Annotated in this window: 18 protein-coding genes; all 18 read left to right on the top strand. The window is 31.7% G+C overall.

Annotated features, from left to right (window positions below):
• The first annotated feature begins 395 nt into the window (after positions 1–395).
• The 18 genes from CQZ94_RS15115 (at position 396) to CQZ94_RS15030 (ending at position 21,702) form a co-directional block, all read left to right on the top strand.
• Positions 396–2,210 carry a polysaccharide biosynthesis protein gene (locus CQZ94_RS15115; RefSeq protein ID WP_002184563.1) on the top strand — a complete coding sequence of 605 codons (1,815 nt, stop codon included), beginning with the start codon at positions 396–398 and terminating at the stop codon, positions 2,208–2,210.
• Positions 2,211–2,327: 117 nt separating this feature from the next.
• Entirely contained in the window at positions 2,328–3,482 is a 1,155-nt protein-coding gene (locus CQZ94_RS15110; protein ID WP_105586043.1) for a glycosyltransferase family 4 protein, read from the top strand.
• Positions 3,467–4,567, top strand: a complete 1,101-nt coding sequence (locus CQZ94_RS15105) for a glycosyltransferase family 1 protein (RefSeq protein WP_105586042.1) — start codon at positions 3,467–3,469, stop codon at positions 4,565–4,567. Before CQZ94_RS15110 ends, CQZ94_RS15105 begins: the two co-directional genes overlap by 16 nt.
• Before the next feature lie 57 nt (positions 4,568–4,624).
• Positions 4,625–5,716 carry a hypothetical protein gene (locus tag CQZ94_RS15100; protein WP_105586041.1) on the top strand — a complete coding sequence of 364 codons (1,092 nt, stop codon included), beginning with the start codon at positions 4,625–4,627 and terminating at the stop codon, positions 5,714–5,716.
• A 30-nt stretch (positions 5,717–5,746) separates the two neighbouring features.
• Positions 5,747–6,649: a glycosyltransferase family A protein gene (locus tag CQZ94_RS15095; protein WP_105586040.1), complete on the top strand. Its 903-nt coding sequence runs from the start codon at positions 5,747–5,749 to the stop codon at positions 6,647–6,649.
• A 150-nt stretch (positions 6,650–6,799) separates the two neighbouring features.
• Positions 6,800–7,873: an EpsG family protein gene (locus CQZ94_RS15090; protein WP_078176138.1), complete on the top strand. Its 1,074-nt coding sequence runs from the start codon at positions 6,800–6,802 to the stop codon at positions 7,871–7,873.
• Between the two features lie 103 nt (positions 7,874–7,976).
• Complete coding sequence (locus CQZ94_RS15085) at positions 7,977–8,717, top strand: glycosyltransferase family 32 protein (RefSeq protein WP_078176137.1); 741 nt, start codon at positions 7,977–7,979, stop codon at positions 8,715–8,717.
• Between the two features lie 9 nt (positions 8,718–8,726).
• Positions 8,727–9,923, top strand: coding sequence for a glycosyltransferase (locus CQZ94_RS15080; protein WP_105586039.1), 1,197 nt, complete (start codon positions 8,727–8,729; stop codon positions 9,921–9,923).
• Between the two features lie 84 nt (positions 9,924–10,007).
• Positions 10,008–11,039: a glycosyltransferase gene (locus CQZ94_RS15075; RefSeq protein WP_105586038.1), complete on the top strand. Its 1,032-nt coding sequence runs from the start codon at positions 10,008–10,010 to the stop codon at positions 11,037–11,039.
• Between the two features lie 17 nt (positions 11,040–11,056).
• Positions 11,057–12,217, top strand: coding sequence for a polysaccharide pyruvyl transferase family protein (locus CQZ94_RS15070; protein WP_078176134.1), 1,161 nt, complete (start codon positions 11,057–11,059; stop codon positions 12,215–12,217).
• 13 nt (positions 12,218–12,230) lie between these two features.
• Entirely contained in the window at positions 12,231–13,421 is a 1,191-nt protein-coding gene (locus CQZ94_RS15065; protein WP_078176133.1) for a glycosyltransferase, read from the top strand.
• A gap of 12 nt (positions 13,422–13,433) precedes the next feature.
• The gene (locus CQZ94_RS15060; RefSeq protein WP_016127641.1) at positions 13,434–14,615 is read left to right on the top strand and encodes a glycosyltransferase; all 1,182 of its coding nucleotides are present in this window, start codon (positions 13,434–13,436) and stop codon (positions 14,613–14,615) included.
• 20 nt (positions 14,616–14,635) lie between these two features.
• A complete protein-coding gene (locus CQZ94_RS15055) occupies positions 14,636–15,817 on the top strand; it encodes a glycoside hydrolase family 88 protein (RefSeq protein WP_105586037.1) in 1,182 nt (393 codons plus the stop codon).
• 72 nt (positions 15,818–15,889) lie between these two features.
• Positions 15,890–17,056, top strand: a complete 1,167-nt coding sequence (locus CQZ94_RS15050) for an acyltransferase family protein (protein ID WP_078213786.1) — start codon at positions 15,890–15,892, stop codon at positions 17,054–17,056.
• Positions 17,057–17,184: 128 nt separating this feature from the next.
• Positions 17,185–18,111 carry an SP_1767 family glycosyltransferase gene (locus tag CQZ94_RS15045; protein ID WP_078213785.1) on the top strand — a complete coding sequence of 309 codons (927 nt, stop codon included), beginning with the start codon at positions 17,185–17,187 and terminating at the stop codon, positions 18,109–18,111.
• 43 nt (positions 18,112–18,154) lie between these two features.
• Positions 18,155–19,162 carry a glycosyltransferase gene (locus tag CQZ94_RS15040; protein ID WP_016127645.1) on the top strand — a complete coding sequence of 336 codons (1,008 nt, stop codon included), beginning with the start codon at positions 18,155–18,157 and terminating at the stop codon, positions 19,160–19,162.
• Positions 19,163–19,210: 48 nt separating this feature from the next.
• Positions 19,211–20,758, top strand: coding sequence for a lipopolysaccharide biosynthesis protein (locus CQZ94_RS15035; RefSeq protein WP_105586036.1), 1,548 nt, complete (start codon positions 19,211–19,213; stop codon positions 20,756–20,758).
• A gap of 347 nt (positions 20,759–21,105) precedes the next feature.
• Positions 21,106–21,702 (top strand): sugar transferase, encoded by a 597-nt coding sequence (locus CQZ94_RS15030; RefSeq protein ID WP_105586035.1) that lies wholly within the window; start codon positions 21,106–21,108, stop codon positions 21,700–21,702.
• Positions 21,703–21,704 lie beyond the last annotated feature (2 nt).

Here is a 21,704-nt window from a genome sequence, read left to right as displayed (position 1 = left end):
TCCTAATGGGTGACGTAAGGATGAGAAGCTTTTCATATATTTTATAGTAGAGAATGAAAGACCACCTATAAAAAATTATAGGGTACGGTGATGTCTCCTTACCACTATCAATGGAGACACTCGATCATACTGTGGGTTGAAGAACCTTAGACGTTAGTCGTCAAGAGTGTGGTGTGAGGGAGGGTTGGATGCCCAAACTTATTTGAAGTTCTTGTCTAGAAAGTCTTTCTAAAGGATTTTGTAGATAGGAACTTTGTATTAGTTGGTTATTGATTATTTTCCTTGTCTATATGTTTAGCTAGACATATTCAATATATAAATCTTTTAATTCTAAGATAACAATTATGAGGATTTCCTTTTGTTATATATAAAAAATTTAGAGAGGGGGGCCTATTATGACGTATCGCCAGAGATTATCCTTATTAATTTTAATTGATTCCTTAATCGTATTAACTACGGTTTTCTTTAGTCGCTTCTTAGTAAGTGCTGATTTCAATGTCATAACATTTCCCATCGTAGTGAGTGCAATGACGCTGCTATTTAGCCATCATATTTTTTCTTTTATTTATAAGCTTTATAAAAAAGCATGGGAGTATGCAAGTGTAGGAGAATTGCTAATTATTTTAAAAGCAATCACACTTTCTGTTATCACAACAGCAGTAGTACAACAAATATTGGTTCAAGATATTTATTTCCGTCTTCTTGTTGTAACGTGGATGATTCATATTCTACTGATTGGAGGATCACGTTTTCTATGGCGGATGTTCAGAGATGCTTATATTCAAAAAGGGGAGGACAAAAAAAGAACACTAATTATTGGTGCGGGTTCTGCAGGTACAATGGTTGTAAGGCAACTTTTGAATAGTAATGATACTGAATTACTGCCTGTGGCATTTATAGATGATAATATAAAGAAACAAGGGTTGGATATTCTTGGAATACCGGTAATTGGAGGAATTGACCGTATTGAATTTGCTGTTCAGCAATTAGATATCGATAGCATCATAATAGCAATTCCTTCACTTAGCAAGAAAGCATTAAATATGATTTTTCAAGAATGTTCCAAGACAAAAATAAAAACACAAATTCTTCCAATGCTAGAGGATTTAGTGACTGGAAAAGTTTCAGTGAATGAATTTCGTGATGTCCAAGTAGACGATTTATTAGGACGTGATCCTGTTGAATTGGATATTGAAAGTATTTCAGAATTTATTACTAATAAAATTATTTTAGTAACTGGTGCTGGTGGTTCAATTGGATCTGAAATTTGTCGTCAAATTGCAAAATTCAACCCAAAACAATTGATTTTATTAGGTCATGGTGAAAATAGTATTTATTCTATCGAAATGGAATTGAAAGAGCTATACGGTGACACAGATATTGTCGTTACCACAGAAATTGCTGATGTACAGGATGATCTGAAAATGATGTCAGTAATGAGTCAATATCAGCCTCAAGTTGTTTATCATGCCGCTGCACATAAGCATGTACCATTGATGGAACGTAACCCCGAAGAAGCTATCAAAAACAATTTAATTGGGACAACAAACGTGGCAAAAGCGGCAAGCTGGAATGGGGTCGAGACGTTTGTAATGATTTCTACAGATAAAGCTGTGAATCCGACAAGTGTAATGGGAGCAACAAAAAGGCTTGCTGAAATGGTAATTCAAAACTTGGACAAAACAAGTAATACAAAGTTTGTGGCTGTAAGATTTGGTAATGTATTAGGAAGCCGCGGTAGTGTTATACCGTTGTTTAAAAAACAAATTAAGCAAGGTGGTCCAGTTACGGTTACACATCCAGATATGATTCGTTACTTTATGACAATTCCAGAGGCGTCCAAGCTTGTAATACAGGCTGGTGCATTAGCTAAAGGTGGAGAAATATTTGTGTTAGATATGGGAGATCCTGTGAAAATAGTAGATCTTGCGAAAAATTTAATTACATTATCAGGAAATTCGCTGGAAGAAATACAAATAGAGTTCACTGGAATAAGACCTGGAGAGAAGCTCTTTGAAGAACTATTGAAAAAAGAAGAAATACATGAACAACAAATTCATCCTAAAATTTATATAGGTAAAACATCGAACCTTTGTATAAACGAAATTGAAGCAGTTCTCCAAACTTATAAGAATCTCGAGAAGACGGAATTAAGAAAACGTGTATTGACGTTGGCAAATAGTCATATAACTCCACGAAATATGATATAAATATGGATTTTGATCTGCATATATATGCTTAGACTTATGTTTTACTATGTAGAGAAATGAGAATGAAGTATGCACAGGTGGTTAGTTACAATATAATAATTGTAGGGTGATATATATATGGAAAATAAAGTATTATTTTGTGCGACGGTAGACTTTCACTTTAAAGCATTTCATTTGCCGTATATGAAATGGTTTAAAGAACAAGGCTGGGAAGTCCATGTTGCTGCTGCTGGCAACATAGAACTTCCATATGTGGATAAGAAGTATGACATTTCTATTCAAAGGTCACCTTTGCAATTTAAGAATATTAAGGCTTATAAAGAGCTGAAAGATATTATTGATGAAAATCAATATAAAATTATTCATTGCCATACCCCGATGGGGGGAGCCGTTGCACGTTTGGCAGCAAGAAAGTCTAGAAAGCATGGAACAAAAGTTTTATATACTGCGCATGGATTTCATTTTTGTAAAGGTGCCCCGCTTGCAAATTGGCTGTTATATTATCCAATTGAAAAAATGCTAGCAAATTATACAGATTGCCTCATTACAATTAACCAAGAAGATTATAACTTGGCTGTTCAGCGAAAGTTTAAAGTACCTAAAATTGAACAAATTCATGGGGTGGGAGTGGACACAGAATATTTTAAACCAGTTAGTGAGGCTCAAAAGAATTGTCTAAGGATTGAGATGGGTTATAAACCGGATGATTTTTTAATGTTTTATGCGGCTGAGTTTAATAAAAATAAAAATCAGCAGTTTTTGATTCGTACATTGGCCTTAATAAAAGATCATGTTCCCAATGCGAGGCTTCTATTGGCTGGGAATGGTCCTTTGATAAATGATTGCAAAAATTTAGCTAAACAAATGGGTGTATTTGAAATGATAGATTTCCTTGGTTATAGGAATGATATTGCAAAAATTTTACCTATTTGTGATATTTCTGTTGCATCCAGTCTACGTGAGGGGTTACCAGTTAATATTATGGAAGCGATGGCTTGCGGATTGCCTGTTATAGCCAGTGAGAACAGGGGTCATAAAGAGTTAATTCAAAATGGTGTAAATGGTTGGACAGTAGGTCGTGAAGACATACAGACAATGGCAGAAAAGATAAAATATCTTGCTGAAAATAGTAGCTTACAAGGCATATTCGGAGAGTCTGGTCGTGAGATTATTAAAAATAATTATGCCGTCAATAAAGTATTAGAAGAAAAGAGCTATATTTACACCATGTTTATGAGTAGAACGGAGGCGTTAGATTGGATTGTCCATTAAGAATCTTACATGTTGTAGTCAATATGAACCGTGGTGGTGCAGAAACCCTTATTATGAACTTGTACCGGAATATAGATCGAAATAAAGTGCAGTTTGACTTTCTTACTTGTAAGGAAGGTGTTTTCGATACAGAAATATCAGAATTAGGTGGGAAAGTGCACAGGATTCCATATATTACTGATGGTGGTCATAACGAATACATAAAGTCTTTAGATAATTTTTTTGAATCTCATCAAGAATATAAGATTGTACACTCACACATGGATAAGATGAGTGGATTTGTGTTACGTGCAGCTAAGAAAGCCGGTATACCAGTTCGTATCGCACATAGTCACAATACTAGCAGTGAAGGTGGAGTTGCTGCGAAAGTATATAAGTGGTATGCAGGGAAGTATATATTACGAAGTGCGACACATCTTCTAGCATGCTCGGATGCAGCATCTCGCTGGTTATTTGCAGGTAAAACAGATACTGCCACGATTTTAAAAAATGGAATTGAGCCTGAAAAGTTTTCATTTTCCCCCGAAATTAGAAAACAGATAAGAGAGGAACTAAATCTTACAGTTGATAAATTTGTAGTAGGGCATGTAGGAAGGTTTGCGCATCAAAAAAACCATGGATTCCTTATAGAAGTGTTTGCTCAGTTAGTTAAACTTAGAAGAGATTCCGTTCTTGTTTTGGTGGGGGATGGTCCGTTACGGTTAAAGATTGAACAAAAAGTGGAAGAATTAAATTTAGGGGCTAATGTAAAGTTTCTTGGCATAAGGAGCGATATCGACCATTTACTTCAAGCTTTTGATGTATTTGCATTCCCATCCATTCATGAAGGATTGCCTGTTACTCTTATAGAAGCGCAAGGAGCTGGGTTATCTTGTGTAATCTCGGATGCGATAACTAAAGAAGTAGACATGGGAGCAGGTCTAGTGAGTTTTGAAAGCATAAATACCTCCCCCGAAATATGGGCGCAGGATATATTGGATGTCAATAAACGTATGCAAGATGTAGAAGGATATATCAAGAAAGAAGGATATGATATAAGTGAATCGGCTACTTGGCTTGAGAGTTTTTATCTTCAAGCGCTTTAATTAATAGTAACTTCTATATTTTAAATAATGTCTAAAGGATTAAAAAGGAGCACAATGATGTCAAGAGTTTCATGTTGTCTTAGGCTAGGAGAAGTTCCGCTGCATCTCTATAATATAAATGCAGGTTTTGTTCTACTTGCTCAACAAGGAGTAATAGACTTGAGGATAGAGAAACTTAGTAAGAATCATCAAGATCAATTACCTTATAATATGATGGAAGTTATAATCAACGGGAAAACTCGAGTTTTATATGATGTTAATGATGGTTATGATAATTTGCTTAAGCAAAATCAGGATTATGTTGAGTTTATGAATGTGTTGTTAGAAAAATACGACTTTTACTTCAAGCGAAGTTTTAATAGTTTTTATAATTCAAAGTTAAGGCATAAGGAAAAAATTTATCCTCTTGGATTAAATTATATGGTTACAATACCTGGAAATATTGCGCATTCACCGATGCCTCAAGATCCACTTAGGGAGAAAATTAAGAAAATAATACGGAAGGTTCCGTTGTCTCAATATTACAATGGTTTATATCGTATTAATTCTTTTGAAGATATACCTCATAAAGAAATAGATTCAAAAATTCTTTTTATGGCTAGGCTATGGGATGTAAATGGAGATTATGAAGGGCAAATTTCTTCGAATAAAAAGGAAGAACGTGCATATATTAATGATTTTCGAGCAACATGCATTAGACTTTGTCGAAAAGAGTTTGGAGATAAATTTTATGGAGGAGTAGCACCATCAGAATTTGCATATAAAAATTATGCAGATATTGTTATAGAAGACGGAAAAGCTACTGAACGGAATAATTACCTAAGAAAGGTAAAAGAATCTGCAATTTGTATTGCAACTATGGGATTACATCAATCTATTGGTTGGAAATTTGCAGAGTATGTTGCAGCAAGCAAGGCTATAGTAACAGAAGAATTACATTATGAAGTCCCAGGTGATTTTCGTGATGGTCAAAATTATCTTGTTTTTAAAACACCAGAAGAATGTATAAATCAAATATATACTTTATCAAATAATGAAAATTATAGATATCAAATGATGATTAACAATTATAGATATTACCATGAATATGTAAGACCTGATAGATTAGTATTAAATAGTATATTAACAATATTAGGGGATGAATTTTAATAGATTAGATGATTGATGGAGAGATGTAAATTGAAACCTATTCTTACAATTTTTACACCTACATTTAACCGTGCTTACACGCTGCATTTATGTTATGAAAGTTTAAAGCGACAGACAAGTAAGGATTTTGTTTGGTTAATTATTGATGATGGATCTACAGATGACACAAGAGAGTTAATAGAAAATTGGATTTCCCAAGGCAGTATCTCAATTCAGTATCATTATCAAGAGAATCAGGGAATGCACGGGGCACATAATACTGCTTACGAATTAATTGATACGGAACTTAATGTTTGTATTGATTCTGATGATTATATGGCGGATGATGCCGTTGAAAATATCACTCGTTTTTGGAAGGAGTATGGAAGTAATGATTACGCTGGCATAATAGGATTAGACGCTAATCCAAATGGAAAAGTTATTGGAACGATGATGCCGGAACATGTGAAGGAATCTAAACTGACAGATTTGCATGCGAAATATAAAGTCACAGGTGATAAAAAGTTAGTTTATCGATCAGAGTTAACACGAAAAACCCCACCATATCCAATATTTCCGGGCGAAAAGTACTGTCCTTTAAGTTATAAATATATTCTTATTGATCAAGAGCATCCGTTACTCATCATGAATAAAGTTCTTTGTCATGTTGAGTATTTAGCAGATGGATCTAGCATGAACATTATTAAGCAATATAGAAAAAATCCCCAAGGGTTCTCATTCTTTAGAAAAGTTGCTATGAAATATGCTCCTACATTAAAAGAAAAATTTCGGGAATCTATACATTATGTATCTAGCAACTTGATGATCAAAAACTATAAATTTCTCATTGAGTCCCCATATAAATTTATTACTTTGGTGGCTACACCTTTTGGGATTATACTTCATTTTTATATTCAAAAGACAAGTAAAGCTACTGTTTTGAAAAATAAATAGTAGGTCTTTAATTAACTGTGTATTTTATTGTCATATGTATTTAGATTGTAAGAGAAATATAGGACTGATAGGTTATATTATTGAATTATTTGGTTAAAGAATAGCAAAGAGTTTTATATTTACAATCTATAATATGAAAGGAATTTAAAAATGTTTATATTTTGGGTTACGCTGGCCTTAGTTTATATTCTTTCTTTTTTAGCAAGATATTTTTCTACTCCTGTAATAATGGGACCACACATTGTTCAATCAAAGCCAAATAAGCTGTTAGTATTTTTAACAATAGTTATTCTTGTAATGGTGTCTGGTCTCCGTAATAATATCGGGGATACTTTTTTTTATATGTATTCTTATAAAAAAGATACGTTTGATTGGGAACATATAAAAGAAGGAAAAGATATGGGTTTTAATGTGCTTCAGATGATTTTAAAACAGTTCTCTAATGACCCTCAAATATTGATTTTTGTAACGGCACTAATAACAAATGTACTTATTGTATTGGTTTTATATAAATATACAAGAATGTTCGAATTAAGTTTATATGTATATATAACAGGTGGAATGTATTTAATATCAATGAATGGGATAAGGCAATTTCTTGCAGCAGCAATTATTTTTGCTGCAACAAAATATATATTTGAAGGTAACTGGAAAAAGTATATTCTAATTATTCTATTTGCATCAACAATACACCAAACTGCACTTATCCTTATTCCAATATATTTTATGATTAGGAGAAAAGCATGGTCATGGGAAACGTATGTAACCCTTTTTTGCTCTGTATTCATAGTTATAGGGTTTAATCAATTTTTAGATACCTTATTCTCAGTCATAGGAGATAGTCAGTATGGAGATTACAAGAACTTTTCTGAGGGCGGAGCAAATATACTTAGAGTTGGAGTTAATATTCCTCCAATTATTATTGCTTACATTGGAAGAGAGAAACTCAGGGAAATATTTCCTAAAAGTGACTATGTAGTAAATATGTCTATATTAGGACTTGTATTCATGATAATTTCAACACAAAATTGGATTTTTGCAAGATTTTCTATATATTTTGGATTATACCAATTAATTTTAATTTCATGGATTATAAAATTATTTACTGATAAAGACCAAAAACTAGTTTATTATGCAATATTAATATTTTATTTTATTTTCTATGCATACGAGAATGTAATAACATTAAACATTATTTATAAAAGTAATTTTTTAAATTTCTAAGTTTTTTAAGGTGAAATATGTTAATGACTAGTTGATCAATGAAATATGGAAATTTAGGTGTATAGGTGTATTATTCTATATAGTTTAGAAAGGGGATAATGAGTTGGCATTTACAGAAAAGATTCCACGCATCATTCACTATTGTTGGTTTGGTAAAGGAGAAAAACCAATAATAGTAAAAAAATGTATAGATAGCTGGAAAGAGAATTTGGCTGGGTATGAAATAATTGAGTGGAATGAAGATAATTTTGATATAAATTGTAATTTATATGTCAAGGAAGCCTATGAATACAAAAAATTTGCATTTGTAAGTGATTATGTAAGAGTATACGCTCTTTATAAATTTGGAGGAATTTACTTAGATACGGATGTGGAGGTATTCAAATCTTTTGATGATATGCTACATCATGATTCATTTTGGGGATTTGAACAAGAGAACTATATAGCTACAAGTACAATAGGAGCCACTAAAGGAAATGTATTAATAAAAATGTTTCTAGATTCATACGAAGAAAAAAGTTTTATTAAAGAGGATGGAAAGTATGACAGTTTAACCAATGTGGCCATTATAAGCGAGATACTAAAAAATAAAGGATTACAGTTGAATGGAAAATATCAAGAAATAAGTGGGATAGGAGCCTTCTATCCTCAAACATATTTTTCTCCATATGATTATATTAACTGTAGAAAATTTATTACTCCAAATACATATGCAATGCATCATTTTTATAAAAGTTGGTTACCACCTAAAGCGAGATTGAAGAGTGGTTTAAAACTGTTAGCATCTAAGGTTATAGGTGGAGAAAATATAGCGCGGATAAGAAAATTTGTTACAAAAAATTAGGAGGCATATATGAAGGATATACTGGTGGCCTCATTTGATATGGAAGTTGGAGGAGTAGAAAGAAGCCTTATAAGTATGCTTGAGGGTTTTGATTACAAAAAATACGCTGTTGATTTAATGCTGTATAGGCATCAAGGGGATTTTTTGGAATTAGTTTGTAACAAGGTAAATCTATTAGAAGAAGTTCCACAATACACCACCTTTAGGAAGTCAATCGGAGAAACTTTAAAGGATAAAGAGTATGGCATTGGATTTTCTAGAATTTTATCTAAGATAAATACTCGTTTTGCAGGAAAAGCTAAAGGAATAGTAGAGACAGGATATTATCAAATGCAATTAATGTGGAAATATGCTATTCCATTTTTACCTAAACTAGATAAAGAGTATGATGTTGCAATTAGTTATTTGTGGCCGCATTATTTTGTAGCAGATAAGGTCAAGGCTAAGAAAAAAATAGCATGGATCCATACAGATTATTCTACAATTGAGACAGATATAGAGATGGATTTAAAAGTATGGAATAAATTTGATTATATTGTAGCCGTATCAGAAGCATGCAAAAATTCATTTTTAAAAAAATATAGTGCATTAAAAAATAAGGTTATAGTGATGGAAAATATAACCTCCCCGCAGTTTATTAGAGACATGGCGAATGAAGAGATAGATACCCCTATGCTTCTTGATAACCGTTTTAAAATTATAACTGTGGCTAGACTATCTCATGCAAAAGGAATCGATAATGCTGTTAGGGCTTTAAGGATATTGAAAGATAAAGGCTATGAGAATATAGCCTGGTATGTAGTTGGATATGGTGGAGACGAAACAATGATTAAAAGTCTAATAAGGGATTTGAAATTAGAAAATAGCTTTGTGTTGTTAGGAAAGCAAATTAATCCATATCCATATATAAAAGAAGCTGATTTATATGTCCAACCATCTAGATATGAGGGAAAAGCTGTTACAGTAGGAGAGGCTCAGATACTTGCAAAACCAGTCCTAATTACAAATTATACAACCGCAAACAGTCAAGTGAAAAATGGGGTTGACGGATATATTACGGAATTATCCGTTGAAGGAATAGCAGATGGAATAGAAAAATTGTATAGGGATGCTACCGTAAGAAAGCAGTTAGCTAACAATTGTAGTAATACTGATTATAGTAATAAGTATGAATTAAATAAGTTGTATGAAATTATGGAGGCTTAAAAGTTTATTAATTGTACTGGTACAACTACAAAAATTTTTAAAAATGAAAGTATAAGAGATTCGAAGCAAAGGGGTGATTTGCTCATGAATAGAAATGTCAGTGTAATTATACCGGTTTATAATGCTGGTAAATATATTACTCGGTGTATAGAATCACTGTTAAATCAGGTGCTTCATAACTGCGAATTTATCTTTATCAATGATGGTTCAACGGACAATAGTGTAGAGATTATTGAAAAGTATAGGGCACTAGATGACAGGATTATACTTATAAATCAAAAAAATCAAGGTGTGAGTATTGCAAGGAATCAAGGAATTCTTATAGCTAATGGTGAATATATTGGATTTGTTGATGCAGATGATTATGTAGAAGCGGATATGTATGAAACTCTGTATAATTCAGCAAAACAAAGCAATTGTGATGTAATTATATCAAATTTAAGAAGTGAGATTGAAGGGCATAAGGTAACAATTGAATATCCATTTCCAATTAATATTGTTCTGGAAAAAGAATATATAAATAAAGAGATATTACCCTATTTTCTTAAAAGCGATAATTTAAATACTGCTGTAAACAAAATTTATAAAAATAGCATAATAACGAAAAATAATGTGAAGTTTCCAGAGAAGGTTGCATTAGGAGAAGATGGAATGTTTAATATTCAATTTTTTAGTAATGCAACTAATATGAAATATATAGATTATACGGGGTATTATTATAGGGATGTAGCGGGTAGCGCAACTCGGGATATCTCAAAAAAAGATTATTTCAAGCGAGCTGTGGAAGTATATAACATGGAACTACCGAAAATTTACATCGAAAAGGTCGATAAGGCAAAGATACGTGAATTGAAATCAAGAAAGTTTATAAATAGTGTAATTTCCTACGTATATATTTATTTTGAACCGTCTAAGGAAATACGGTTTAGTGAGAGATATGAATACATAAAAAAAATGATATGTAATCAATATGTTAGAGAGGCATTGCCACTATATTGTGAAGTAACTTATAGCAAGCTTGGTAGATATGAGAAATTTTTAATAAATATGATTAAAAGAAAATCTACTGTGGGGTTATACTTCGCAGTCTCTTACAGCAGGCTTAGAAATAAATAAAACTGGAGGAATTTAGTGTGAAGTTTATGATGTTTGCCCATGGGGGCAGTTTGAATAGAGGGTGCGAAGCGATAGTTCGAGCTTCTACAAATATTATAAAAGAAAAAATAGATGGAGCAAAAGTATGTTTGGCATCAGATAGACCTGAAACAGATAAGGTAATCAATAAGTTAGATTATATATATGATGGTTCTAGCCGCAGTCTGAAAAAATATTCATATGATTGGTTATTGTCCTCAGTTAAAGTAAAACTCTTTAACGATGAGTCTTATGCATTAGGGAAAATTCATCATAACATAATAAAGCATATAAAAAGTTCCGATGTATGTTTATCTATCGGAGGGGATAATTATTGCTATGGAGAGCAACCTGGGTGGTATGAGATTGATAGAAGAGTAAAAATGCAGGGGAAAAAGCTAGTACTATGGGGATGTTCTATAGGAGAAGAGGATATGTCTGAAAGAAAGTTGGAAGATCTAAAGCTCTTTGATTTAATATTAGCACGCGAAAGTCTTACCTATAATATGTTAAAAAAACAAGGATTAAATAATGTTCAATTGTGTGCTGATGCTGCGTTTACAATGGAAAAAGAAGAATTAGAGTTGCCTAATGGATGGCAGGAAGGAAATACAATGGGTCTTAATTTTAGCCCGCTTGTATGGAATAGAAATGAGAATTCTCAAGTCGCGGTAAGAGAGTTAGTTAATCATATATTAAATACTACAGATATGACGATTGCTCTTACACCTCACGTTATTGAAGATGGGAACAATGATTACGAAGTTCTCTACAAATATTACCAAGAATTTAAGGACACAGGCAGAGTGATTCTGTTACCAGATAACTTAAATGCAATACAGTATAAGGGGTATATAGCTAGAATGCGTTTCTTTATAGGAGCTCGAACGCATGCAACTATAGCTGCTTACTCTAGTTTTATTCCGACTATGGTATTGGGATATAGTGTAAAGTCCAAAGGGATATCTAAAGATATATTTGGGGAAGAAAAATTAGTTTTAGATATAGAGGAGATATCTGATAGTAATAAATTAAAAGCAAGATTTGATGAGATGGTACGAGAGGAAGAGGAAATAAAACAAAAGTTACAACAATCTATACCTAATATAAAGAAAATGTCTTACAAAGCAGTAGAATATTTGAAAGAATTGTCTAAGTAATTTGGGGTACATTATGAAAAAAAAACTACTATTTGTTATGCCTAGTTTATCTGCTGGTGGTGGAGAAAAAAGCTTGATAAATTTACTATCTCAGATAGATTACAGTTTATATGATGTAGATTTATTTTTGTTTAATAAAACAGGAATATTCATAAATTCGATACCAAGAGAGGTAAATATATTAGATCTGCCAAGTGATTATAAAATATTTGCATCTAGCCTTAAAAATTCAATAATGGGCTTTTTAAAGAATAGACAAATTGATTTAGCATATTCAAGATTGATGTTCACTATTAAAAATAGATTGATAAGGGAAGCTGCAATTTCAGAACAGTATACATGGGAATATCAAAGTAAGTCATTTGAAGTGTTAGAAAAAGAGTATGATGCAGCGATAGGCTATCTTGAAAAGTCTTCAATATACTTCGTAGTTGATAAAGTCAATGCCAAAAAAAAGGCTGGATGGATACATACAAATTACTCGAATTCAGGTATGGATTGCCAGTTCGATAACTCATATTTTGAACAACTAGATAATCTAATAACGGTTTCAGAAGAGTGTGCAAAATCGTTACAAGAAAATTTTCCACAACTAAAAAATAAAGTTACGATTATATATAATATAGTAGCTCCTAGCATTATATATGATTTATCTAAAGAAGATATAGAAGATGACAGTTTGTTTGATAGACATTATACCAATATTATTACTGTCGCCAGATTAAGTCATGAAAAGGGTTTAGATTTAGCGGTGAAATCTTGCAAGTTACTTCTTGAAAAAGGATACAAGATAAAGTGGTACGTATTAGGGGATGGAAATGAAAAAGATGTATTAGAACGTTTAATAGAAGATCATCATCTATCAAACCATTTTACAATTTTGGGGGTTCGAGAAAATCCCTATCCTTATATACGAAAAGCAGATATATATGTGCAACCATCTAGATATGAAGGTAAGTCTATAGCAATTGATGAAGCAAAAATATTGCATAAACCGATAGTGGTGACCAACTTTGAAACTGCAAAAGATCAAATAAATCATGGAATAAACGGAATTATTACTGAGATGTCTGAAGAAGGAATAGCAACTGAAATTGAAAGGCTTATCAAAGATATAGAATTAAGGGAAAGAATCGTAAATAATTTATCTACAGAAAAGTTAGGAACCGAAAAAGAAATAAATAAGCTCTACGGAATTCTTTAAAAGGTGATTATTATGAAAAAAGACGTATTATTTGTTATCAATAATTTGAACTGCGGTGGGGCTGAGAAGTCATTAATCTCTCTGTTGAATACGATGGATTACTCTCGCTATAATGTGGATTTATTTTTATTTAAGCATGAAGGTTTATTCCTTAATAAAATCCCTAAACAAGTGAATGTATTGGAAGAACCTTCTGAGTATCAGTTGTTTGATATGCCGATAAAAGCAGCTGTCATGAAATGCTTGCGACAAGGAAGACTAGATATAGCCTTATCAAGGGTTTGTGCAGGTTACATATTTAAAAGTGAAAAAAACAAAGCCCGTTGTGAACAGAGAGTATGGCGATATCTATCAAAATCTTTACAGAATATAAGTAAAAAGTATGATGTAGCGATTGGGTACTTAGAAAAGAACCCAGTTTACTTTTGTATAGACAAAGTAAATGCGAATAAGAAAATTGGTTTTATACACACTGATTATGACAAATTAGGAATGGATCCTAACATTGATATGGGTTATTTTCGTTCATTGGATCATATAGTGACGGTGTCTGAGGAATGTGCCAATGTTTTAAAACAAAGATTTTCTATATATAACGACAAAATAGGTGTTATTCATAACATCGTATCTCCAAGTACGATAAATAAAATGTCACAGGAAAAGGTAGATCTAGAGCGTAAAGGGGTAAAGCTTGTTTCTGTAGGAAGGCTAAGTCATGAAAAGGGATTTGATTTGGCTATAGAAGCATGTAAGAATCTGGTTGGAGATGGATATGAAATAAAGTGGTATATCATTGGAGAAGGGGAAGGGCGAGGTAAGTTAGAAAAAATGATAGAAGAAAATCACCTTCAAGATCATTTTTTACTGTTAGGACTGAAAGAAAATCCCTATCCGTATATAAGAGAAGCAGATATATATGTACAACCATCCAGGTTCGAAGGAAAATCTATCGCAATAGACGAAGCAAAAATACTGCATAAACCAATAATGGTAACAAATTTCAGTACAGCTAAAGATCAAATTAAAAATGAAGAAAATGGGCTGATTATAGACATGGATGCTCACTCACTTTCGGAGGGAATTAAGAAATTAATACATAATGAAGAATTAAGAAATAAGTTAATAAAGAACTTATCAGATGAAGAGCTAGGAACCGAGTCGGAGATAAAAAAATTATATACATTATTTAAGTAGTATAGAAAGGACATAATTATATGGTTATACAGGCAGCGTGCCTTGTGTTACTTGCTGTAATCGCAATTATTGTAGTGATTGATTTCATTCCTATGGGAAAGAATTGGTTGGGAAGAATAAAAATAGGGAGATATACGGATAAAAGCTTATGGAATCAGTCAATCACTCATATAGGTGTTAAGTGGCTAAATAAAACACCAAAGATTAAGGTAACTGATAACACAAGATTAATAGCAATTGATATGTTGAAAGGAAATTATACGAAAAGTGCTATACAGCATTGGCAAGAAGCATCTTTACTATTAGGGTTATCTGAATACCTGAAATATAACGATGACAAAGCAGTGAAACATGAAATTACGAAGTTTTTGAACTCTAAATTTGATCATAATGGTCAGTGGGTGCACAAACCTCAGTATGTAGATGGAGCAATACTTGCTTATGCGATCATGAAGCTGGATTTTGAGGATATAGATAAATATAAAAAAGCCTTGGATGCTACTTGGGAAATGATACAAGAGCATATAGGTGAGGATGGTACGATAGAATATAGAAAGTTTATGAAGGGGTATCGATACGTAGATACCATTGGTTTCATATGTCCATTCTTAGTGACTTACGGCATTAGGTATAACAAAAGTGAGTGTATAGATTTGGCTGTAAAGCAGATTAAAGAATATGAAACATATGGAATGTTAAACTTAAGTCATATACCATGCCATGCTTATAGATTAGAAGATAAAGTTCCTCTAGGTTTATATGGCTGGGGAAGAGGTCTTGGATGGTTTGCTATAGGTCTTATAGATACGTGGAATGAATTACCGGAAAACAACAGCTATAAACCTGTATTAGAAGAAAGTGTACGTAAATTTGCAAAAGCTACGATGAAATTTCAACAACAAGGCAATTGGAATTGGACTGTAACCAGGAACGAATGCGGACCAGATTCCTCCGCTACATCCACACTGGGGTGGTTTATGTTGAATGCAGCAAAGATAGAGGATATTTCAAAGGAATGTTTGGAAAGTGCAGATAAAGCTATCGGTTATTTGATGGGAGTGACAAGAAGAAACGGAGCGGTTGACTTCTCTCAAGGTGATACGAAGGATATAGGTGTATATTCTACGTTATTCGATATATTGCCATTCACACAAGGGTTTTGTATTAGATTAATTAATTTACGTAATAATTATAAAATTTAGTCATCCTTATAAGGATGACTAAATTTTAATAGTTAGATTAATAAATTTCATTTTAGAACAGAGGGAAGAATTATGACGAGACGTTATAAAGAATTGGATTCCCTTCGGGGTATTGCTGCAATCATTGTTCTATTAGGACACTTCTTAGCATTATTTCCGATATTAGGTAAAAAGGTAATGTATTCAACATTTGGGGCCTATTTTTCTATATTATGGCAAGGTCATTCGGCTGTTATTATATTTTTTGTGTTAAGTGGATTTGTTCTATCCTTGCCTTTTTATAAAGGGACGAAATTTAATTATTTAAAGTATCTTATTAAAAGAGTTTGTAGGATTTATATTCCTTATATTGTGATTCTTTTTATTGCAATAGGAATTAAATTGGGGATTCATTCTAAAATTGGTACTATTCCCGGTTTGGTACAATGGGGTTCATGGAACATAGAAGTTTCTTTTAATAGAGTAATGGATCATATTTTATTCTTGAGAGAATTTAATTCTGATGCGTTTATTATGGTGATTTGGTCATTAGTTCACGAGATGCGAATTTCCATAGTGTTTCCTTTAATTATTTTTCTTTTACTTAGAGTAAACTGGAAAGTAAGTATTGGGATAGCGATGTTTTTATCAGTTATTGGTTATTTATTAATGAAGAACATTCCAAGCGAATTTAATATTCCAGTATCCACCAATTACTTTATCACATTACATTATAGCTCAATGTTTATTATTGGTGCACTACTAGCTAAAAACAGAGAATATTTAGTGAGTAAAATTATTAATTTAAAAGTAAAATATCTATTATTGCCTTTAGGTCTTTTATTTTTTAGCTATCCACGTATCCCATTTATGTTACTTTCCAAACTAATTGGTGAAATTGATTATGAGTTGTATCTTATCATCATCGATTGGTATATATGTTTTGGCGCAGTTTTAATTATTCTATCCGCCCTAAGTTCAAAACTATTTTCTAAATTATTACTGATTAAACCAGTACAATTTATAGGGGAAATATCATATAGTCTTTATTTAGTACATCCAATTGTTCTATTAACAACAGTTCATATTTTCTATGGAAAGATATCAGTGCCTTTAATTTTATTAATTTCTTTCATATTTACTATGGTTGTGTCGGTCTTATGTTATAAATTTATTGAAATTCCATCAATAAAAATAGGCCGGAAACTTGCCGCTGAAAATTCTAGAGGCGATATTTCATTGAGAAAAAAGGCTAGTTGAAAAATTGGGAAATAATAAGAATAAATATTATGTAAGATGTGAATAGAGGGATAAGAGTAATTTTCTTAAGAAAAAGAGGAAAGATAATCTAATGCTCTATCGAGAAAAGTATTAGAAAGGAGCTTGGTATGGTACAAATAAAAATAAAAAGTATGTTAGTTTTTATTTGGAATAAATTGGTTGATGTGAAAATTCAGAGTTTGAATCGATTAACTATCATAAAAGATCGATTCACGAAGTGCTTTTTCAAGCCTCCTAGAATTCAATCTATAGATGAAACTTTAAAAAAAATTATTCATGATAAAGCTTCCGTAGCCAGGTATGGTGATGGTGAATTTAAATTAATTCATAATCTAGATATAACATTTCAACGGGCGGATCATTTGTTATCAAAAAGATTAAAAGAAATATTGCTAAGTGAAGATGAGAAGTTCTTAGTTTGTTTACCGGATGTTTTTCAAGATTTATCAAAATATGCAGATGAACCAAAGGATTATTGGAGTCTTCATACTGCAAAATATAGATTAAAGTGGTATAAAGATTTGAAGAAGGGAAAAGTATATTATAATTCCTTTATATCGAGATTCTATTATCCCTTTCGAGATAAGTCAAAATGTAAAGAATGGTTTATATTATTAAAATTAATATGGAAAGATAGGGATATAGTTTTAATAGAAGGCAGTAAGAGTAGATTAGGTATTGGAAATGATCTGTTTGACAATGCTAAATCAATTGAAAGGATTTTAGTACCAGAGGAGCACGCATTCTTACATTACAATAAAATCTTAACAGCAGCAAAAAAAAATAATAAATCTAAATTGATTCTATTAGCAATAGGGCCTACTGCTACTATATTAGCATATGATTTGTATAAAGAGGGATATCAAGCAATTGATATAGGGCATGTGGATATTGAATACGAATGGTTTTTAAGACAAGCAAAAACTAAAATCAAAATTGAAAATAAGTACGTATGTGAAGCAGGTGCTGGACAAAATGTGGGCGATATTCAAGATGAGAAATATTTAAACGAAATTAAAGCTGTAATAAGATAGGCGTGAGGGTTTAACTTATGTAAGTAATGTAGGGGTGAAAGGATTGCATGAATTAATAAGTGTTATTGTTCCCATATATAATGTGGAAAAATGGTTAGCTAGATGTATTGAAAGTGTTTTAAAACAGCCTTTCGTCAATATTGAATTAGTTTTAGTCAATGACGGTTCAACAGATAAATGTGGTGAAATATGTGGAGAATATTTAGAAAAGGATAATAGAATTAAAGTAATCTATAAAGAAAATGGAGGAGTGAGTAGCGCAAGAAATGCAGGGATCGAAGCTGCTACAGGGAAGTATATAGTGTTTATAGATCCCGATGATGAGGTAAGCGAAAACTATTTTACTAGGTTATATGGTATTGCAGAAGATGAAAAGTGTGATGCTGTAATATGTGGATACAAAACTGTTCCAAATAATAATAGTATTATTCCTAACTTCAAATTAGATACTGTTATGAACGGGAGGGATTTTGTACTGAGCTCTCCAAATGTTCATTCCAAGAATGATCTATGCTTTGCATGGAGGTATATATACAATTTAAGCATTATAAAAGAAAAAAACATCAGATTTAATGAACAAGTGTTTATTGGAGAAGATGTTATTTTTAATTTAGAGTTTTTATTGCACTCACAAAGGGTATGTGCAATCTCAGAAGTTCTTTATTTTTATACTATTAATAATCCAAATAGCTTAATGAGGGTTCCGTATAAACCAAATTTAGAGAACAGTTTAGTTTTACAATATCAAATGAGAAGACAACTTTCACAAGAATTTGGTTTACTACACGATAAGCAATTTAAAAAAGATATGGCTAATTATTATATAAATCACATATATAGACTGTTGGTTAATAATTTAAAAAGCGATCCTAATGTGGATGTTAATAATGCTTTTCGTAGAATAGTGAATTATGAAATGTTCTCAGATAGTGTAAAAGGAATTGGTTTTTCATATCGATGCAATAACTTTAAGGAGTATATATATTATTTAGCAATAAAGTTTAAAGTGTACCCTTTAATAGTTGCAGCATATAAAAGAGAAATCAGGTAATACTCTTTGATTGAAAGTGTTTTCATACTTTCTGAAGTGGGAGGAAAAATGAGAGTTAAAAATTCAATAATTAATATATCAGCCGGTATAGGTAGTCAAGTTATTATTACGTTACTAAGTTTTGCTTCCAGAACCATATTTATTACTTATTTAGGTGTTGAGTACCTGGGGGTAAATGGATTATTTACTAATATATTAGGAATGTTATCTTTAGCTGAAGCAGGAATAGGATCTGCTATCATATATAATCTATATAAACCAGTGGCAGAAAATAATCAGGATAGAATCAATATGCTTATGAATTTTTATAGAAAGGCATATATGGCAATAGCTTTAATAGTATTGTTACTAGGATTACTTTTATTACCTTTTCTTGGATATATCGCTAAAGATGCAAAGGTAGACAATATTCATTTTATTTATATTATATTTTTAATTAATACAGCTTCATCTTATCTATTTTCTTATAAAACCTCATTTTTAAATGTATGTCAAAAGGGATATATTGTTACAGGGATTTATTCTATCTCATCTATTATATCTACTTGCGTTAAAATAGGAATTTTATACTTTACGCATAGTTATATTTTATATCTAATAATCGATATTATTATAACAATTAGTACCTCTGCGTTCTTGGCTATATTGGTAGATAAGATGTACCCATTTTTAAAAAATAAAGCAGCAAGCAAATTAGATAGTGAAACCAAAAGTAATATTGTTAAAAATGTAAAGGCTTTAGTGCTACATAATATAGGTGGATATATTGTCTTTGGTACTGATAACATGTTAATTGCGTCTTTTGTCAGTGTTACAGCTGTTGGATTGTATTCAAATTATTATATGTTAATTAACATTTGTAGAACCTTTATAAATCAAATCTTTGATAATATTAATCATAGTGTAGGGAATTTGGTTGCAAAAGAAAGCGATGAAAAAATTTATAGCATATTTAAGATTACTATGCTTTGTAATTTTTGGATATACTCATTTTTTTCCATATTTTTATATATTATAATGCAACCCTTTATTACTTTATGGATTGGTTCGAAATTTATTATGGATATAAGTGTATTAATTATATTAATGATAAATTTTTATGTATCAGGAATGAGACGTTCTATATCTATGGTCAAAACAACATCAGGGATTTTTCATGAAGATAGGTATGCTCCCTTTTTAGAGGCTGCCGTAAATCTGGTGGCTTCTATTGTCTTGGTGCAATATATGGGTATAACAGGTGTCTTTATTGGAACACTTATAAGTACACTAGTGGTTCCATTTTGGATTGCCCCTTATTTAGTATATAAGAAAGTATTTCGTAAACCGGTTAGGGATTATTTTTTAAAATATACTTACTATGTGATGATAGGGCTAGGAGCTTGCGTTATCACAAGTTTAATATGTGGTCTTATTCCGTATAATGGATTACTAGCATTAATATTAAGAGGGATGATTTGTTTAATAATTCCAAATGCTATTTATGTATTTATTTTTTATAAGACAGATGAATTTAAGTATTTATTTGGAGTTGTTAAAAGTATAATGGGAAACCTGAGGGTGAAAATTCAGTCAAACAAAAAGGGCACTTTTTAATTTGAAATCTACATTTCTATAATCCCGTTACTAACCCAATCCATCGAGCACCAGCGCCTAATGAATTGACACAAAATTATAATGCTTTAAAGTAAGAGCAAGTAAATAAAAGGAAAATATTAAGAATCTTTTAGAAATGAAACACCACTATGTTCTGTTGAATATGGTGGTGTTCTTATTACTGAGTATTTTAATTAAATATTTTGCATGACATGTCCTTAAATAAAAAAGTAAATCAATTCGTTATTTTTCAACTATGAATGGGGCTGCTTTTTATGAAGATAGAAGTTTTAGGCAGTTATGGAGTAGAGGTTAATACATAAACCAAATTAGGAGTATGATTATATATGAAAAGACTTTTCGATTTGTTCGTTTCTTTGTCATTATTGGTGTTTCTTTTACCTCTTATTATAATAGTGGCTGTTTTAGTTAGAATTAAGTTGGGTTCCCCTATCATATTTAAGCAGCAACGCCCGGGATTGCATGGTGTCCCTTTTTTTCTTTATAAGTTTAGAACTATGACTGACGAGAAGGATAGTGAGGGGAATGCGTTGCCTGATGATGTAAGGTTTACCCGTTTCGGAGGGTTTCTGAGAAAATATAGTTTAGATGAATTGCCACAGTTGTTTAATGTTATAAAAGGGGACCTAAGTTTGGTAGGTCCAAGACCATTATTGATGGAGTATTTGGAACTATACACAGAAGAGCAGGCCAAGCGACATAATGTCAGACCAGGGATTACGGGATGGGCCCAAGTAAATGGCAGAAACGCGATTTCTTGGGAGGAAAAATTTGGTTTTGATGTATGGTATGCAAAAAAACGGACTTTTTGGCTTGATATGAAAATTTTGTTGTTAACGGTAAAGAAAGTATTTAAGTCAGAAGGAATCAATCAAGTTGGGCATGTAACTGTGGAAAAATTTAATGGTACAAAGAATTCTTGAGG

The organism is Bacillus sp. MYb209 (assembly GCF_002975175.1).
Classification (GTDB): domain Bacteria; phylum Bacillota; class Bacilli; order Bacillales; family Bacillaceae_G; genus Bacillus_A.
This window is presented reverse-complemented; position numbering and strand designations above follow the sequence as displayed.